The organism is Brevibacterium sp. UCMA 11752, assembly GCF_021532235.1.
Taxonomy (GTDB): Bacteria; Actinomycetota; Actinomycetes; order Actinomycetales; family Brevibacteriaceae; genus Brevibacterium; species Brevibacterium antiquum.
In genome coordinates, this window is sequence record NZ_JACBOS010000003.1 from 2,576,930 (window position 1) to 2,594,654 (window position 17,725).

16 protein-coding genes are annotated in these 17,725 nt (G+C 63.2%); 10 read left to right on the forward strand and 6 right to left on the reverse strand.

Translation table 11 applies throughout. The annotated features are described in order from the left end of the window. Positions 1–3: 3 nt before the first annotated feature. Positions 4–876: a DUF3710 domain-containing protein gene (locus HU144_RS11435; RefSeq protein ID WP_235351441.1), complete on the forward strand. Its 873-nt coding sequence runs from the start codon at positions 4–6 to the stop codon at positions 874–876. Between the two features lie 5 nt (positions 877–881). Continuing rightward, positions 882–1,256, forward strand: a complete 375-nt coding sequence (locus tag HU144_RS11440) for an OB-fold nucleic acid binding domain-containing protein (RefSeq protein ID WP_235351442.1) — start codon at positions 882–884, stop codon at positions 1,254–1,256. A gap of 42 nt (positions 1,257–1,298) precedes the next feature. Here the strand turns inward: HU144_RS11440 and HU144_RS11445 are convergent, their stop codons facing one another. Further along, on the reverse strand, positions 1,299–1,964 hold the full coding sequence (locus tag HU144_RS11445; RefSeq protein ID WP_198396374.1) for a potassium channel family protein: 666 nt from the start codon (positions 1,962–1,964) through the stop codon (positions 1,299–1,301). Then, positions 1,961–2,632 (reverse strand): potassium channel family protein, encoded by a 672-nt coding sequence (locus HU144_RS11450; protein ID WP_235351443.1) that lies wholly within the window; start codon positions 2,630–2,632, stop codon positions 1,961–1,963. Before HU144_RS11450 ends, HU144_RS11445 begins: the two co-directional genes overlap by 4 nt. A gap of 136 nt (positions 2,633–2,768) precedes the next feature. Between HU144_RS11450 and HU144_RS11455 the strand changes: the two genes are divergently transcribed. Both HU144_RS11455 and HU144_RS11460 read left to right on the forward strand, forming a co-directional pair. Then, the gene (locus HU144_RS11455; protein ID WP_235352691.1) at positions 2,769–4,679 is read left to right on the forward strand and encodes an APC family permease; all 1,911 of its coding nucleotides are present in this window, start codon (positions 2,769–2,771) and stop codon (positions 4,677–4,679) included. Positions 4,680–4,685: 6 nt separating this feature from the next. Further along, positions 4,686–5,999, forward strand: coding sequence for a class I SAM-dependent RNA methyltransferase (locus HU144_RS11460; RefSeq protein ID WP_235351444.1), 1,314 nt, complete (start codon positions 4,686–4,688; stop codon positions 5,997–5,999). A 73-nt stretch (positions 6,000–6,072) separates the two neighbouring features. On the opposite strand, the gene HU144_RS11465 is transcribed toward HU144_RS11460, so the two are convergent. Continuing rightward, positions 6,073–6,264, reverse strand: coding sequence for a hypothetical protein (locus HU144_RS11465; protein WP_235351445.1), 192 nt, complete (start codon positions 6,262–6,264; stop codon positions 6,073–6,075). A gap of 275 nt (positions 6,265–6,539) precedes the next feature. Between HU144_RS11465 and acnA the strand changes: the two genes are divergently transcribed. Next, complete coding sequence (gene acnA / locus HU144_RS11470) at positions 6,540–9,224, forward strand: aconitate hydratase AcnA (RefSeq protein WP_235349568.1); 2,685 nt, start codon at positions 6,540–6,542, stop codon at positions 9,222–9,224. 259 nt (positions 9,225–9,483) lie between these two features. Next, positions 9,484–11,424 (forward strand): 1-deoxy-D-xylulose-5-phosphate synthase, encoded by a 1,941-nt coding sequence (dxs, locus tag HU144_RS11475; protein ID WP_235351446.1) that lies wholly within the window; start codon positions 9,484–9,486, stop codon positions 11,422–11,424. 29 nt (positions 11,425–11,453) lie between these two features. Here the strand turns inward: dxs and HU144_RS11480 are convergent, their stop codons facing one another. Together HU144_RS11480 and HU144_RS11485 are read right to left on the reverse strand one after the other, a co-directional pair. Further along, complete coding sequence (locus HU144_RS11480) at positions 11,454–12,629, reverse strand: HRDC domain-containing protein (protein ID WP_235351447.1); 1,176 nt, start codon at positions 12,627–12,629, stop codon at positions 11,454–11,456. Next, positions 12,626–13,240 (reverse strand): DUF3000 domain-containing protein, encoded by a 615-nt coding sequence (locus HU144_RS11485; RefSeq protein WP_235344714.1) that lies wholly within the window; start codon positions 13,238–13,240, stop codon positions 12,626–12,628. Before HU144_RS11485 ends, HU144_RS11480 begins: the two co-directional genes overlap by 4 nt. Positions 13,241–13,390: 150 nt before the next feature. On the opposite strand from HU144_RS11485, the gene hemE reads away from it, so the two are divergent. From hemE to HU144_RS11505, 4 genes are read left to right on the forward strand one after another with little or no spacing between them, the layout of a single operon-like run. Next, the gene (gene hemE / locus HU144_RS11490) at positions 13,391–14,437 is read left to right on the forward strand and encodes a uroporphyrinogen decarboxylase (RefSeq protein WP_235351448.1); all 1,047 of its coding nucleotides are present in this window, start codon (positions 13,391–13,393) and stop codon (positions 14,435–14,437) included. A gap of 4 nt (positions 14,438–14,441) precedes the next feature. Beyond that, positions 14,442–15,836 carry a protoporphyrinogen oxidase gene (gene hemG / locus HU144_RS11495; RefSeq protein WP_235351449.1) on the forward strand — a complete coding sequence of 465 codons (1,395 nt, stop codon included), beginning with the start codon at positions 14,442–14,444 and terminating at the stop codon, positions 15,834–15,836. A 45-nt stretch (positions 15,837–15,881) separates the two neighbouring features. After that, the gene (hemQ, locus tag HU144_RS11500) at positions 15,882–16,592 is read left to right on the forward strand and encodes a hydrogen peroxide-dependent heme synthase (protein WP_096160777.1); all 711 of its coding nucleotides are present in this window, start codon (positions 15,882–15,884) and stop codon (positions 16,590–16,592) included. 29 nt (positions 16,593–16,621) lie between these two features. Further along, positions 16,622–17,392, forward strand: a complete 771-nt coding sequence (locus tag HU144_RS11505) for a class I SAM-dependent methyltransferase (protein ID WP_235351450.1) — start codon at positions 16,622–16,624, stop codon at positions 17,390–17,392. Positions 17,393–17,409: 17 nt separating this feature from the next. Here the strand turns inward: HU144_RS11505 and HU144_RS11510 are convergent, their stop codons facing one another. After that, positions 17,410–17,622 carry a hypothetical protein gene (locus tag HU144_RS11510; RefSeq protein ID WP_096160776.1) on the reverse strand — a complete coding sequence of 71 codons (213 nt, stop codon included), beginning with the start codon at positions 17,620–17,622 and terminating at the stop codon, positions 17,410–17,412. Between the last annotated feature and the right edge of the window lie 103 nt (positions 17,623–17,725).

Below are 17,725 nucleotides of genomic sequence, written 5' to 3' on the forward strand. Positions count from 1 at the left end.
ACCATGGGACTGTTCTCCCGATTCTCCAAGAAATCCTCCGCTGAGAAGATCGACGACAACGTCGATGAGGAACATGACGTCGACGACGTTGTGACGAATGACACCGCTGCCGAAGACTCAACCGAAGCCGATTCGGACGAGACCGACTCGAGCGTGTCCGAAGGCTCGACTGCAGACGAAGACTCAGATGGCCCGACAGACGACGAAGACGTCGACGAACTTGACGAGGAGGCCCTGCTCGAGAAGTCCGCCCCCTTCGACCGTTCCGAGAAGGGCCCATTCGACGCCGCAGAGGATTTCCCTGAGCTCAACCGGCTCGATCTGGGCGCTCTCAAGGTGCCGGTCGTCGACGGCATGCAGGTGCGCCTGGACACCGACGACGACTCCCAGCGAGTGCTGGCAGTGACACTCATCCATGAAGGCGGGGGAATCCAGCTGCAGGCCTTCGCGACCCCACGCTCGGAAGGGCTGTGGAATACCGTTCGCAGACAGTTGGCGACCGGCGTGACCTCACAGGGCGGCGAAGCCTCGGAGCTGCACACCTCGCTGGGCAAGGAGCTTGCTGTCGAGGTTCCTGCCAAGACCGAGGACGGTCGCCCAGGCAAGCGTGCCATGCGCTTCGCGGGAGTCGACGGTCCACGCTGGTTCGTCCGAGCAGTGTTCTCCGGCAAGGCCGTCACCGACGAAGAGATCCGGTCCGAACTCAGCGCACTCTTCCGCGGCGTCGTCGTCGACAGAGGACATGAGGCGATGGCTCCGCGTGAGCTCATCGTGCTCACCGCGCCACAGGTCGACGGAGATTCTGAGACCAAGGACGAGGACAAGGACGAGCTCAACCCGTTCGAACGCGGTCCGGAAATCACCGAGGTCCGCTGAGTTCCATGCTGGATCTCATCACACGCCTTGTGCGTGACTTCGGGTCCAGGGACGCCGAGGCGCGGGCGGATCTGAGACTGGTGTCCCAGATTCCCGGCGTCATCAGCGTGCAGGATCTGACCCCTCGGAAGATGTCGAGGATCGCTGGTGTCGTCAGCGCAGTGACACAGTCATGCAGCGGCGACAGCCCCCGTCTGCACATCACGGTTGCCGATGGGACCGGGGAGGTCCATGCACAGTTCCTTGGCCGCCGCGAGATCAGCGGAATCAGGCCGGGAGCACTGATCGTCCTCGAAGGACGCTTCTGTGCTCATGACGGAGCGCTGAAGGCCCACAATCCGGTCTACGAGCTGATTCAGACCCGCGACGACCACGCGTGAACTGAGCCGACCTCGGGTGTCCCGCGACGACCAGGAGTGAGCTCATCGAGCGGGAGCCTGCAGCAGTTCGAGCAGCGCGCCTTCCTGATCCGGTGAGGAGAGGAAGAACAGCTCATCTCCGGCCTCGATCACGTCATCGGCGCTGGGCGCGAACGCCCGCGAGTTGCGGATGATCGCGACGAGCACCGTGTCCAGCGGGAAGGCGATTTCGCCGATCCGTGAGGCGACGAGCGCGGACGACTCATGAACGGTGAACTCCATCAGACCAGCCTGACCGCGTTCGAAGCTCATCAGATGCACCAGGCCGCCGACCTCGACGGCCTCCTCGACAAGTGCGGTCATCAGTCGTGGAGTCGACACCGCCACGTCGACTCCCCAGTTCTCGTCGAAGAGCCACTCGTTCTTCGGGTTGTTGACCCGCGAAACGGTGCGCGGCACACCGAACTCCGTCTTCGCCAGCAGAGACAGAACGAGATTGGTCTTGTCGTCACCGGTCGCGGCCACGACGACATCGGCCTCCTCGAGCTTGGCCTCACCCAATCCCGCCAGCTCGCACGCATCCGAAAGCAGCCATTCGGCCCCCGGTATGCGCTCATGGCCCAGAGCCTCCTTGCTCTGATCGATGAGCATGACCGTGTGCTTCTTGTCGAGGAGTTCCCGAGCCACTGAACGACCGACGGATCCGGCCCCTGCGATGACGACTCTCATTCTTCCTCCATTGCTCGCACCGGCTGGTCCAGGATCTTCTCGATCTCGCCGAGGCGGTCCACCGGGCACATCAGATGGACCAGATCCCCGTCCTGGAGGAGCAGATCCTCGTGAGCGAGGATGCCCTCGGACAGGCGGGTGACGTAGGCGACTCGTGCCTTGGTCCTGGTCTCGATCTCCTTGATCGGCCTGGCCACCCAGCCGGGATCGAGATGGACTTCGGCGAGCACGAGCCTGCCTGAAGGCTCGCGGAATTCGGTGATGGATCCCTGCGGAACGAGTTTGCGCATCACCTGGTCGGCCGTCCACCTCACTGTGGGAACGGTCGGAATGCCCAGTCGTTCGAACACCTGGGCGCGGTTGGGATCGTAGATTCTGGCCGCGACGTTGACCACGCCGAAGGTCTCCCGGGCGACACGCGCGGCAAGGATATTGGAATTGTCTCCGCTGGAGACGGCGGCGAAGGCGTAGGCGTCCGACGTCTTCGCCTGGGAGAGGGTCTCACGATCGAACCCGATGCCGGTGATGGTGGAACCGCTGAATTCCCTGCCGAGCTTGAGGAACGCATCGGGGTTGCGATCGACTACAGCCACCGAGTGCCCGTTGGTATCGAGGGCTTTTGCCAAGGACGCTCCGACTCGGCCGCAGCCCATAATCACGAAGTGCATGGGTAATCCTCTCCGCATTGATCTACCATTAGTGCCCGTGGCCAGCAGTTTTTCTGATGCCGTCAAAAGACTACTCGTTGGACGGCCCTTCCGCAGTGAGGACAGGCGTGCGCCTGCGCTGAAGAAGCGCATCGCAATGCCCGTCTTCGCCTCCGACATGCTCTCGTCCGTGGCCTATGCCCCCGACGAGATCCTACTGGCGCTGTCCCTGACATCTCTTGTCGCTCTGACTGTGGCGCCCTGGATCGGTGTAGCCGTCGGCGCGGTGATCTTGGTGATCGTCGCCTGCTATCGCATCAACGTCAAGGCCTACCCCTCGGGCGGCGGCGACTACGAGGTCGCGTCGAAGAACCTCGGGCCCCGTGCCGGTCTGGTCGTCGCCGCGGCCCTGCTGGTTGACTATGTGCTGACCCTGGCCGTGTCGATGACGGTCTTCGCCGCCTACATCACCACGGCCTTCCCAGTTCTGGCCCCATACCGTGTCCCCGTGGCGATCATCGGGATTCTGCTCATCACCCTGGCCGGACTGCGTGGTTCACGCGCCACCCCTGTGCTGCTTGCCGTCCCGACCTACCTGTTCCTCGGCGCTGTATTCCTCACCATGTGCGTGGGCCTGCTGCGGGTCGGCGCCGGCGACCTCCCGCAGGCGGAGACGGCCGATTACACCGTTGCCCACACGGGGATCAACGACGAGGCCACCCTCGGACTGGCGACGGTCCTCATCGTCCTGCGCGCCTTCTCCTCGGGCTCGGTGGCATTGGCCGGTGTGCAGACGGTGGCCACAGCGGTGCCCGCATTCAAGAAGCCGCGCGGCAAGAATGCCGGCAACACCCTGCTGCTCTCTGGCCTGCTGGCGGCCCTGATGCTCACCGGCCTGACCTATCTGGCGTCGGTGACCGGGGTCAAATACGTCGACGATCCGCATCTCTACCTGATGCGACCCGACGGCAGTGCGGTCAGCGCCGAATACGAACAGGAACCGGTGCTCGCGCAGCTGGCCCATGCCATCTTCGACAATGCACCCGTGATGTTCTACCTCGTTGTGCTCGTCGCAGCGCTCGTGCTCATCGTCGCCGCGAACACCGCGGTCGAAGGATTCCCCGGCCTCGCCTCCCGGCTGGCACGCGACGGATTCCTGCCCAGGCAGCTGGCGACGAAGGGCGATCGGCTGACGTTCTCGAACGGCATCCTGCTCTTGGCCTTCGCCGCTATCCTGCTCGTCATCGCAACTCAGGCCTCGGCGACGACGCTGATTCAGCTCTATCTCGTCGGTGTCTTCGCCAGCTTCGTCGTCGGTCAAGCGGGCATGGTCCTGCATTGGAACAAGCGCCTGCGACTGGTCATCGACTCGAAGGCGCGGGTGCGAATGCACCTCAACCGACTCGTCAACGGGGCCGGGTGCATCATCGCCTCAGGTGTGCTGCTCGTCGTCATCGTCTCCAAATTCCTCGCCGGGGCCTGGCTGGCGGTCGCGGCGATGGCCGGACTGTTCCTGATCATGGGCGCAATCCATCGTCACTACTCTCGTGTTGCCCGGGAACTGGCCCCGGAGACGGACGGGGGCTCGCGCACGATCCCGTCGAACACCCACGCGATCGTCGTCATCAATGAGATCAACAAACCGACGCTGCGAGCCCTGTCGTATGCGCGGGTGACACGGTCGAGTCAGCTCGAGGCCATCACCGTCGCCGTCGACGAGGAATCGGCTGGCGCGCTGCAGCGGCAGTGGAACGAAATGGCGCTGCCCGTGCCGCTGACGGTCCTCGACTCGCCCTATCGGGAGCTCCTCCGGCCGCTGCTGGCGCATGTGCTCGCGATCCGCCGCCGATCACCGCGTGACCTTGTCATCGTCTACATTCCCCAGTTCATCGTCGGGCGCTGGTGGGAGCACATCCTGCACAACCAAGTAGCCTTGAAGCTGCGCACTCGTCTGCTGCTGGTCCCCAACGTCGTCGTGGTCTCCGTGCCCTGGCGGCTGCGTTCCTTCTCCCGGCAGTACGAGGGCGATGGACCCGAAAACGACAATCCACTGTACAGACAGGCCTGAACACCGATGAGCGCACCTTCAGCCGAAGAGATCCCGGCCATGGATCTGACCCTGCACATCGAGAGCCCGGCCGCCGGCGGCAGCACCATTGCACGCCACGAGGGGCAGGTCGTCTTCGTCACCGGAGCCATTCCGGGGGAGACGGTGCGTGCTCGCACCGAGGCCGGATCTGCCGCGAAGTTCCTCCGGGCCGACGTCACCGAGGTGCTCGAGGCGTCCGAACATCGTGTTCGAGACCGTCGCGAGCAGTTCCTCGCCGAGGACGCGCAGAGTCCGAGACTGTTCGGTGGGATGGAGTTCGCCCATGTCGACCTCGCCCACAGCCGCGAGCTCAAGGCTCAAATCCTGCGCGACCAGCTTTCGCGCATCGGGCATATCGACCGCAGCGTCGATGTCGTGGCAGCACCGGGGGAGACGACCGGCCTGAACTGGCGGACCCGGGTCCAGCTGGCCGTCGACGGCAACGGCCGCCTGGGCATGCTGGCCCCGCGTTCCCACGATGTCGTGCCCCTGGTCTCGGCTCCGTTGGCGACATCTGCCATCGCCGAGGTTGGCCTGACTTCCCTGCGACTGCCGGGTGCCGATCGACTCGAGTTCGCCTGGTCAGGTGATCGCGGAGCCGCGATCGTACGCGGTGACTGTGATCCCTCGGCACTGACCGAGCTGGCACAGGCGCTGCCTGCCCAGTGGTCAGTCCTCGCCGATACGCGAAACGGAAGCGGCCGGAAGAGGATCAGCACCAAGGGCGGCCACACGAAACTCTCCGTGGTCAGGGGAGAGGACCAACTGATCGAGAAGGTCGCCGGACGTGACTACCGGGTCGCGGCTGATGGGTTCTGGCAGGTCCACGAACAGGCTCCCCAGCTGCTGAGCGCCCAGGTGAATGCGGCGCTGAGTGAGACGACGCAGATGATCACGGATCTGTTCTGCGGAGTGGGGCTGTTGGGAATCAGCGCCGCCGATGCCACCGGTGCCCGGCTCTACGGGGTCGAGGGCGCGAAGTCGGCGATCGAGAACGCGAAGGTGAACGCACAGGGCCTCAACGCCGCCTTCGACGCGTCCCGGGCCGATCGAGTCACGATTCCGAACTCGGACGTCATCGTTCTCGATCCTCCGCGTTCCGGAGCGGGAAAGGCAGTCACCCGAGCTCTGCTCGAGTCGAGCGCGAAGACGATCGTCTATGTCTCCTGCGACGCAGCCACGCTGGCTCGGGATCTGGCGGTCCTGGTCGACGGGGGATTTGCACTCGAGAGCCTGCGCGGCTTCGATCTGTTCCCACTCACTGCCCACCTGGAAACGGTCACCGTCCTCAGACGATGACCGCATCGGGACTTCAGGCCCACCTCGGCGAGGGAGAAGGCTCAGCCGTCGTCCACCTCGGCGGATGAGTATCTCAGGCTCGCGCCCTCTGGGGGAGGAGGACGAGGACGATGAGCGCGATGAAGGTGGTGAGGAAGCCCCATAGGCCCCACCATCCTGATGAGCGGCCCTTCTCATCGGCCAGGGTTCGACAGATGACGGCGAAGATGATGCCGACGAGGAGTGCCCCGAATCCGAATCCGGCTCCGAGAGTGAACGGGTCCATGAATGCTCCTAGTTCGCAGCTGCTGATGTGACTCCAGATTAGTGTTTCGCAGCACCGCTTCGCGCGGGAGTTGTCCGGACTGTGACTTGGGGAAAACCCGATTCTCAGTTCACCGACAGGCCATGCTCCGAAGGTGGTCAAGGGCGAGCAAATGAGATAGAATTTATCTTGACGTCAAGATACTTTTGGAAACATTTGTGTCGCGTAAATCGGTGCGCGGCTCACGGGCTGGCCCGGTTTCTTGGATGAGTGTCGGATGAAACAGGAGAATCACGATGAGCAACGTCGATACGTTCAAATCGAAGAGCACCCTGACCGTAGGCGAAACGGATTACGAGATCTATCGCCTGGATCAGGTCCCAGGATCAGAGAAGCTTCCATTCAGCCTCAAAGTGCTGTTGGAGAATCTGCTGCGCACTGAAGACGGTGCGAATATCACTTCGGAGCATATCGAAGCCCTCGGCAGCTGGGATCCCAGTGCTGAGCCGGCTACGGAAATTCAGTTCACCCCCGCCCGTGTGGTCATGCAGGACTTCACCGGCGTGCCCTGCATCGTCGACCTCGCGACAATGCGCGAGAAGGTCGTCGAGCTCGGTGGAAAGCCGGAACAGGTCAACCCGCTGGCTCCGGCCGAGCTGGTCATCGACCACTCGGTTCAGATCGACAACTTCGGCACCGCCGAAGCGATCGAGCTCAACATGGACATGGAGTACAAGCGCAACGGTGAGCGCTACCAGTTCCTGCGCTGGGGCCAGACGGCCTTCGACGACTTCAAGGTCGTTCCTCCAGGCATGGGCATCGTCCACCAGGTCAACATCGAGCACCTCGCACGCGTCGTCATGCCGCGTGAGGTCGACGGTGTGCTCCGCGCCTACCCGGACACCCTGGTCGGCACCGACTCCCACACCACCATGGTCAACGGGCTCGGTGTGCTCGGCTGGGGCGTCGGCGGAATCGAAGCAGAGGCAGCAATGCTCGGCCAGCCCGTCTCGATGCTCATCCCTCGCGTCGTCGGCTTCAAGCTGACCGGCGAAATCCCCTCCGGTGTGACCGCAACGGACGTCGTGCTCACGATCACCGATATGCTGCGTCAGCACGGAGCAGTCGGAAAGTTCGTCGAGTTCTACGGCGAGGGCGTCTCCGCGGTGCCTCTGGCCAACCGCGCGACGATCGGCAACATGAGCCCCGAGTTCGGTTCGACCGCTGCGATCTTCCCGATCGACGAAGTCACCATCGACTACCTGAAGCTCACCGGTCGTTCGGCCGAACAGATCCAGCTGGTTGAGGACTATGCCAAGGCCCAGGGCCTGTGGCACGACCCCAGCAAGGAAGTTGAGTACTCGGAGTACATCGAGCTCGATCTCTCCTCCGTCGTGCCTTCGATCTCAGGACCGAAGCGCCCGCAGGACCGCATCGAACTCTCCGACGCGAAGAACCAGTTCGCCAAGGACATCCACAACTACGCGAAGCCCGGCGAAGAGAACAAGTCGGCTCCCGTCACCACCGGCGACGGATCCAGCTTCGAACTGGCCAACGGTGCTGTGGCGATCGCGTCGATCACTTCGTGCACCAACACCTCGAACCCATCGGTGATGCTGGCTGCAGGCCTCCTGGCCCGCAATGCTCGCAAACGCGGACTCAACTCCAAGCCCTGGGTCAAGACCTCCATCGCTCCGGGTTCGAAGGTCGTCACCGAGTATTACAAGAAGGCCAACCTCATCGAGGACCTCGAGGCACTCAACTTCTTCGTCGTCGGCTACGGCTGCACCACCTGCATCGGCAACTCCGGACCGCTCGATTCCGATATCTCGGAGAGCATCCAGGACAACGACCTGGCGGTCAGTGCAGTTCTCTCCGGCAACCGTAACTTCGAGGGCCGCATCAGCCCCGATGTGAAGATGAACTACCTTGCCTCGCCTCCACTGGTCATCGCCTATGCTCTGGCCGGAACCATGGACTTCGACTTCGAGAACCAGCCCCTGGGTCAAGACTCGGAAGGCGTGGACGTCTACCTCAAGGATCTGTGGCCCTCACCGGAAGAGGTCGAATCGGTCATCGCTTCGTCGATCTCGACAGATATGTTCGACGAGGAATACGGCCGGATCTTCGAAGGTGACGACCGCTGGAAGGCTCTGCAGACGCCAGAAGGTGCGATCTTCGAGTGGGACGATGAGTCGACCTACGTGCGCAAACCCACCTTCTTCGACGGAATGGGTCTGGAAGCAGAACCCGTTTCCGACATCAAGGGCGCACGCGTGCTGGCGAAGCTCGGCGACTCAGTCACCACCGACCACATCTCGCCTGCAGGTTCCTTCAAGGCCGATACCCCGGCCGGCAAGTACCTCATCGAGCACGGTGTCGAGCGCAAGGACTTCAACTCCTTCGGTTCGCGTCGCGGCAATCACGAGGTGATGATCCGCGGCACGTTCGCGAACATCCGTCTCCAGAACCAGCTCCTTGACGGAGTCCAGGGTGGCTTCACCCGCGACTTCACGCAGGAGGGCGGTCCGCAGACCTCGATCTTCGACGCATCCGTGAACTACGCGAAGACCGACACCCCTCTTGTCATCCTCGGTGGCAAGGAATACGGTTCGGGTTCCTCACGTGACTGGGCTGCCAAGGGCACGAAGCTGCTCGGCGTCGAAGCCGTCATCACCGAGAGCTTCGAGCGCATCCACCGCTCGAACCTCATCGGCATGGGCGTTGTGCCGCTGCAGTTCCCCGTCGGCGAGTCAGCTGACTCGCTGGGCCTTGATGGCACGGAGACCTTCTCGATCTCCGGCATCACCGAGCTCAACGAGGGCAAGACCCCCAAGACCGTCAAGGTGACGGCCGCGAAGGAAGACGGAACCACCGTCGACTTCGATGCAGTGGTCCGCATCGACACCCCGGGTGAAGCCGATTACTACCGTAACGGCGGCATCCTGCAGTACGTGCTGCGCCAGCTCGCGACTGCTTGATCTCAGGCTGCTGCCTCTTCGGCGGCACCGTTGATTGACGAAGGCCGGTGGGTTCAACCCGCCGGCCTTCGTCGTCGTTTGGACGTGAGAACCCGCGGGATCGGACAGCTGTGAAGGGACGCCCAGGGGAGTGTAACCAGACACAATCAGTGCCTGCAGAACCGGCGGGTGGACCAACTCTGCGTCGTGAGGCGTTAAGATGATTCGAGCGGAAATTGCAGTATCAGACCAACTATTTTGCATTCAGGAGCGAGGCCGAATGACATTCCTCGAGTCGATGAACTCGCCATCTCAGCTGCGTGAGCTCGACGATGCCGAATGCGAAGTTCTGGCGAAGGAGATCAGGGACTACCTGGTCACGGCCGTCGCCGGCACAGGTGGACACCTCGGCCCCAACCTCGGCGTGGTCGAACTCACTGTTGGTCTCCATCGCGTGTTCGAATCTCCTCACGACACGATCCTCTTCGACGTCGGTCACCAGACCTACGTTCACAAACTCCTCACCGGACGCATGGAGGACTTCTCGAGTCTGCGCCAGCGTGATGGGCTCTCCGGATACCCCAGCCGGGCCGAGAGCGAACATGACGTTATCGAGAACTCCCACGCTTCGGCATCTTTGTCCTGGGCCGACGGAATCGCCAAAGCGCATCAGCTCAAGGGCGAAAGCGATCGCCACGTCGTCGCTGTCATCGGCGACGGAGCACTCACCGGCGGTATGGCCTGGGAAGCTCTGAACACCATTGCGGCCGACAAATCGACACCACCGCGCAAGCTCATCATCGTCGTCAACGACAACGGCCGCTCCTACGCGCCGACGGTCGGCGGGTTCGCTGAGCACCTCGACGAACTGCGCACCACCTCGGGATACGAAAAGCTGTTGTCCTGGGGAAAGTCGACGCTGAGGCAGTCGGGCGTACCCGGACGCGCCGCCTACAGTGCCATCCACGGGGTCAAACGAGGTCTCAAGGACATGGTCAGCGCGGAGCAGGCAGGAATGTTCGACGAACTCGGCATCAAGTACCTCGGACCGGTCGACGGACACGACCTGCCGATGGTCGAGAAGGCCCTCCAACGGGCCAAGCAATACGACGGCGGACCCGTCATCGTGCACATGATCACCCAGAAGGGCCAGGGCTACGATCCGGCTCTCAACGACGACGCTGATCAGTTCCACTCCGTCGGCGTCATCGATCCGCTCACCGGCAAGTCGACACCGTCGAAGCAGACCTCATGGACGTCCGTCTTCGGCCAAGAGGTGCTCCGGATCGCACAGACGCGCGAGGACATCGTCGCCGTCACAGCGGCGATGCTCCTGCCGGTCGGCCTCGCAAAGTTCGCCGAGGCATACCCGGAGCGGGTCTTCGACGTCGGCATCGCCGAACAGCACGCGGTGGCATCCGCCGCGGGACTCTCCTATGGCGGGCTGCACCCCGTCGTGTGCATCTATGCGACGTTCCTCAACCGCGCCTTCGACCAGCTGCTCATGGACGTGGCCCTGCACGGCCAGGGGGTCACCTTCGTCCTCGACCGTGCCGGAATCACCGGACCGGACGGCGCCAGTCACCACGGAATCTGGGACATGGCGATGCTGCGTATCGTGCCCGGTCTCAAACTGGCAGCCCCTCGTGACGCCGCGCGTCTGACAGAGGAGCTGGCCGAAGCCGTCGCCATCGAGGACGCACCGACCGTGATCCGCTTCCCTCGTGGAAGCGTAGGCACAGATATTCCTGCGCTGCGTCGCCTCGATGACGGCGTCGACGTTCTGCGAGAGGTCCCAGCAGGTTCCTCCAAAGACGTGCTCATCGTCTCCGTCGGTCCGTTCGCCGGGCGCGCTCAGGAAGTGGCCGAAGAACTGGCCGACCACGGAATCGCCTCAACGATCGTCGACCCGCGTTGGGTTCTGCCTGTGCCAGGCGGAGTCATCGACATGGCCGTTGAGCACAGCCTGGTTGCTGTCATCGAGGACGGTGTCAAGGTCGGCGGAATCGGTTCGCAGATCCGCAGCGATCTGCGGGCGGCTGACTCGCGGGTCGGCGTCCTCGAACTAGGCGCCCCTGATGAGTTCCTGCCGCAGGGCACCCGCGACGAGATCCTCGAATATGCAGGACTCGACGTGGCCACAATGGTCTCCGAGATCGTTCACATTCTGCCGTCAGAGGTCAGGAACCGGGCCCAGCAAGGATCACGCAGAGCCGTCTGACCAGCAGGGCCATCTGACTGGCAAGAACCTCAGGCTGCAGGCAAGGACTCGATGGCATCTCTGAGCATCGGAGCACTCAATTCGACCTGCCATGGCCTGGCCCCGCGTTCGACGAGGAACTCCTCGACGTCGACGCCCGATTGTGCGCCGAGAGCCTTGACGATGGCGGGCTGCAAGAGCACGTCGTGAGGAATTTCGTGCTCTTCGGCCAGTTCTGCCACCGCAGCTTTGAGAGCAGAGACCCGATCCTTGATATCTGTGTGGCTGAACGGCGTCCGCGACTGAGCTGCGGTGACTTCTCGTCGCCCCGGCAGTTCGTCCACCGTCAGACGGGTCGCTTTGCGGTAGGCCCGGTAGAGTCGGCCGGAGTCGGCACGGGAGAGTTTGGGCCACTGTGCCATGATGTCGTCGCTCGAATGCACCCGAGACTGAGCGAGGGCGACCAGGTCCCGATCACGCAGAATACGCGAGGGAGCGGTATCGGTCTCGGCCGCCATCTCATCGCGAGCAGTCCACAGCTCCCGTACCTTGGCGATGTCCTTGCGTGACTTGAGTTTGGTCAATCCGTGCGTCCGGCGCCAGGGCTCAGCGTAGTGTTTGGGCTCGAAATCAAGGAGGTGTTCGAACTCCTGCGAAGCGAACTCCCACTTGTCGGCATCGATGAGCGCTTCGCGGAGGATGTCGCGGATGGGCAGCAGAACCTCGACGTCGAGGGCGGCGTAGTTGAGCCACTCCGTCGGAAGCGGTCGCTTCGACCAGTCGGCAGCAGAATGCTCTTTGGCCAAGCGAACACCGAGAGTCCTCTCCGCCACGGCTGCCAGACCGAACTTGTCCCATCCGAGCATGCGGGCAGCGAGTTCAGTGTCGAAGAGCGCCTCCGGCCGCATGCCGCGCTCCTGCAGGCAGGGCAGATCCTGAGTCACTGAGTGAATGACCCATTCATCTGCGCCGAAAGCTGAGTTGAGCGGGCTGAGGTCGGCAAGCACTTCCGAATCGAGCAGGAAGGTTCCTGCATTCGCGCGTCGCAGCTGAACCAGGAATGCGCGCTGGCCGTATCTGATGCCCGACGCGCGTTCGGCATCGATGGCGATGGGGCCGGATCCGTGTGCGAGCTCGTCACAGGCCGCGGAGAATTCAGCCTCGGAGTCGACGAGCGGCGGAACGCCATGAGCGGGTGTGGCCAAGAGCGGTAGTTCGGTTGTCATCGACGTCGCCCGGGCAGGGCTGAAACTCCTTCAGGAAGCGGTGGCAGTCCGGCAACTGTGCACAGCAGATCGATCCAGGCTTCGAAGTGATCGCCGATCAGTTCCGGCTCCGCGATCACGGGGGTCCATGAAGCGCGCAGCTCCAAGTCTATCGTGGACGACCGGTCGGCAAGAGTGCCGAAGCTCTCAGAGAGGACACGGGTCGTCGTGCCCCCGGCGGCGACGACCTCGCAGTCATTTGCTTCGAGGGCCTCTTCGAGCCAAGTCCAGGCCACAGGACCGAGCATCGTCTCATTGCCGAGTTCGTGCTCGAGCTCGGCGCGGATGTAGGACACGACACGGAACTGGCCCTCCCACTCCTCAGGGGAGCTGGGATCATAGAGGACGACGATGCGGCCCGTAGCCAATTCGTCGATCGCTTCACCACTGGCGCGAAGAAAGGTCTCATCGGCACTGACCTCGGCACCCAGAGCGTAGGAATACGGCGCCAAGCGAGCCGGCGCCGGTATTTCAGAGATCGAGACATTGTTCGTGTTCCGCGCTTCGCGCAGAACCGAGGTCACGGCGGAGAACTCCGACGGAATGCGATTGAGAGGTGAGGTGTTGACCACACTTGCCACGATAGATCAGGCCACGGTAGAGGTGAACCGTCCACGCCGTGATGGGACTAGAAGTTTTCACCCGCACCTGCGATCAAGACACAGTGTCTTGAAACCGGAATCCGGTGGGCACGGATCCGTCCGGGATGGGAGGATAGGGGCATGACTTCAACCTTGTTGCCCGCCCTGCGCGGAGAGCAGATTGCGCACACTCCGGTCTGGTTCATGAGGCAGGCCGGCCGATCACTTCCCGAATATCGCGAGCTGCGAGCAGGTACCGCGATGCTCGATGCCTGCCGCACCCCGGACCTCGTCTCAGAGATCACCCTGCAGCCGGTGCGCAGGCACGGTGTCGACGCCGCCATCTTCTTCTCCGACATCGTGGTCCCGCTGCAGGCGGCCGGCGTCGACGTGGAGATCGTCCCCGGCACAGGGCCTGTGATCGCAAGCCCGATCCGCAGTCGCTCCGATGTCGAAGCACTGGCAGAGCTTGAACCCGACCAGATCCCAGACATCGCGGAATCCATCGGCCGGATCGTCGAAGAACTGGCAGGGCAGACTCCACTCATCGGCTTCGCCGGTGCCCCCTTCACACTGGCCAGCTACCTCATCGAGGGCGGACCGAGCAAGAACCATGAGAAGACCAAATCCCTCATGGCCGCAGACCCCGAGACCTTCTCCCTTCTGCTGAGCAAGCTCGCTCGGATCTCCTCGACATTCCTCGATGTGCAGCTGGGCGCCGGAGCCTCCGCGTTCCAGCTCTTCGACTCCTGGGCCGGATACCTGTCCCGACGTGACTACGAAGCACACGTCCTCGAACACTCCAGCGCGGTCTTCGAATCGCTGCGCCACCACGAGGTGCCGAGCATCCACTTCGGTGTTCAGACAGGTGAACTCCTGAGCTCCATGTCACGAGCAGGCTCCACAGCAGTCGGCGTCGACTTCCGCGTCGACCTGACCGATGCCTCGACACGCGTGCAGCCGGGCCAACCATTGCAGGGCAACCTCGATCCGGCGCTGCTCTTCGCCCCCTGGGAAGCATTGGCCCCGCGCATCGAGGAGATCGTCAGGCAGGGACTCGAGCATGAGGCAGGATTCGTCTTCAACCTCGGCCACGGAGTCCTCCCCGACACCGACCCGGAAGTGCCAGGACGGATCGTGGCCGAAGTCCACCGCGTCTCCGCAGAGATCCTGTCCGCACGGGGCTGAGGCCATGAGTCACATCACGATCGTCGGAGGAGGCATCTCCGGGCTCGTCACCGCCTATCGTCTGGCGCCCGACCATCAGATCACCCTCATCGAGGCCGACGCGCGCCTCGGCGGGTGTCTGCACTCGACGACTTTGGCCGGGGCAGTGCCGGTGGGCCTCGACGCCGGGGCCGAAGCCAGCCTGTACCGGCGTCCGGAGACGAAGGACCTCGCCGCTGAACTCGGATTGGACGTCGAATTCCCGTCGACGTCGCACAGCTCCCGCGTCCTGTCGAAGGGACGCCTCCACCCGATTCCCAAACGCACCGTCATGGGAGTGCCTGGCAACGGCTCCGAGGTCAGTGACCTCCTCGGCGCAGACGTCAGTGACCGAGTCGCTCACGAGGTCATCACGGGCCCGATCGAGGGTTCGGACGTGTCGTTGGGGGACTTCCTGACGGACCGCCTCGGCGCCGATCTCGTCGACACGCTCATCGACCCGCTGCTCGGGGGAGTGTATGCGGGACGGTGCCGTGACCTGTCGTTGGCGTCGACGGTGCCCGCTCTGCTGCCGGCAGCCCGCGAAGGGACCTCGGTGCTCGAGCTCGTTCAGAGCCTGCTCGCTGCGCGTGACGCACAGTCCGCAGCGGGCGCGGAGGGCGCAGGCCCGCAGCCGGTGTTCATGAGTCTCGTCGGCGGGATCAACCGCCTTGTCCCGGCGCTCGAGCAGCACATCCGCGAACTCGGCGGCACCATCCACACCGGCTCGCACGTGACGTCCGTTCGGTTCGAGGGGGACCGATGGGCGGTGGCGACCGAGGACTTCATCGTCGATTGCGATGGTGTCGTCCTCGCCACCCCGGCGCATGTGACGAAGGATCTCCTCGCCGAGGTGGCCCCTGAGTCCGCATCGATGCTCGCATCCGTGCCCTACGCCTCGACCGTTCTGATCCCGGCCCTCGTCGAGGTCGGAGACCGTGCGCTCGAGGGATCCGGATTCCTCGTCCCACCGACAGAGAGCTCATTCATCAAGGCCTCGACATTCGTGTCGAACAAATGGCCCTGGATGCGTGAGCGCATTCCTGCGGGCACCGCCTTGATCCGGATGAGCATCGGGCGATACGGGGACGGGCCGGGAGGCTGGCATGATTGCGAGGATGATGAGCTCATCGCACGCGCCTACGCGGATTGGCAGTCCATCGCCGATCGCCGATCAGATCGGCTCATCGCGGCCGAGGCACACCGCTGGGAACATGCTCTGCCGCAGTATCTGCCGGGCCACGCCGAAACAGTGGCGAGAATCGATGAGGAGATCGCCGGAATCGCCGGCCTCGAACTGGCAGGTTCGGCATACTTCGGTGTGGGCATCCCCGCCTGCATCGACCGAGCCGAGACGGTTGCCCGGAGAATCACCGTATAAGAACTGACGCACACAGAAGACTGACACAAAGCAGAAGGAGTAAGAATGAGCGAATACTCGAAGCCCACGGACGAGCAGATCGAACAGGCGAACAATGAGACGCGCTATATCGCGTACTCGGTCTTCGCCTCGGCGGGCGAACTCGGCGATGCCGACCGTGCCGAACTCGCCGACGAAGTCCACGAAGCACTCGCCCCATTGAAGGACCAGGGCCTCGTCGTCCGCGGAATCTACGATGTCTCTGCGCTGCGCGCGGATGCAGATGTGATGTTCTGGTGGCATGCACCGACCATCGAACTCGTCCAGGCCGCCTACTCGGCAGTGCGTCGCAGCATGCTGGGCGGAGTCCTCGAACCGGTCTGGTCGGTTGTGGGCCTGCACCGCCCGGCCGAATTCAACAAGGCACACCTGCCGGCGCTGCTGACCGATGACGAACCGGGCAGGTACATCTGCGTCTACCCCTTCGTTCGGTCCTACGACTGGTATCTCCTCGATCCCGCAGAGCGCTCCACGATGCTGCGCGATCATGGCATGGCCGCCGCGGGCTACAAGGACATCAAGGCCAACACGATCGCCTCCTTCGCCCTCGGCGACTACGAATGGCTGCTGGCCTTCGAAGCCCCGGAACTGCACCGCATCGTCGACCTCATGCGCGATCTTCGCAACACCGAGGCTCGTCTTCACGTACGCGAGGAGGTTCCGTTCTACACCGGACCGCTCCGCGAACTCGTCGATATCATCAGCGACTGGCGCTGATTCTCACCGGCCTCACGTAGCCTGTGGTCATGATGACTGCAGATGGCTCGGCCGGCGACGCCGACTACGGGATGATCGGTTCAGGCTACCGACAGTTCAGGCGCCCGGAGCCGGAATTTGCTCGCGCAATCCAGACTGCGCTCGGCGATGCCCGACACATAGTCAACGTCGGCGCCGGAGCCGGATCCTACGAACCCGATGATCGCGAGGTCATCGCGGTGGAACCTTCGGCTGCGATGCGGGCACAGCGGATGATCGACCAGGCGCCGGTCGTCGACGCCAGTGCGGAGGCATTGGCGTTTGCCGACGATGCCTTTGACGCGGCTATGTCGACATTCTCGATCCATCAATGGCAGAACCTCGACGCTGGTCTGCGCGAGATGCGGCGGGTCGCTCGCGGCCCCGTGGTCATCATGACCTGTGATCCGGAGCGGGTGGAACGATTCTGGCTCAGAGACTTCGCTCCTGAGGTGATCGGCACCGAAGCACGACGATATCCGAGCCTCGAACGCATCACCGCGTGTCTTGGGGGTGTGGTCGAAGTCGAAAGCCTGCCGATTCCCTTCGGGTGCGTCGACGGCTTCTCCGAGGCCTATTTCGGGCGGCCGGAGATGTTTCTTGATCCTGGAGTGAGGAAGGCGAACTCCGCGTGGAGTTTCGTGTCAGAGGATTCGGCCCTGCGTTCGGTGAGGAGCTTGGAGCACAGTCTCAACGACGGGAGCTGGGACATGGCGCATGGTGGCTTGCGGACCGCTTCGCACTTCGAGGGATCTCTGGTCCTGATCACAGCAGAAGGCTGATCAGAGCGGAGGACTGTTCACTCAGGCTGCTTCTTCTCCACCACATACGAGTGTCCATTGGCGTCCGTGCGCATCTCCAGACCCATCGCCTCGAGTCGTTCGTGTCGCAGGTGCTCGTCCTCGTAGTAGCCGCCGGGGCGGGAATTGTCGACTTGGGCAGGCCCGACGATCTTGCGGAAGAAGCGATTGAGCCACGCAACGCGTCGCTGGGGATCGTGTGAGTCTGACATGCGAGTCCATTCGAAGTCTCAGAGCCGAGCTGCGGCCCTCTTGAAGCGAACCTGATGGATCCATTGTACGCTAATCATTAGTGCACGAACTAAATGATATGTC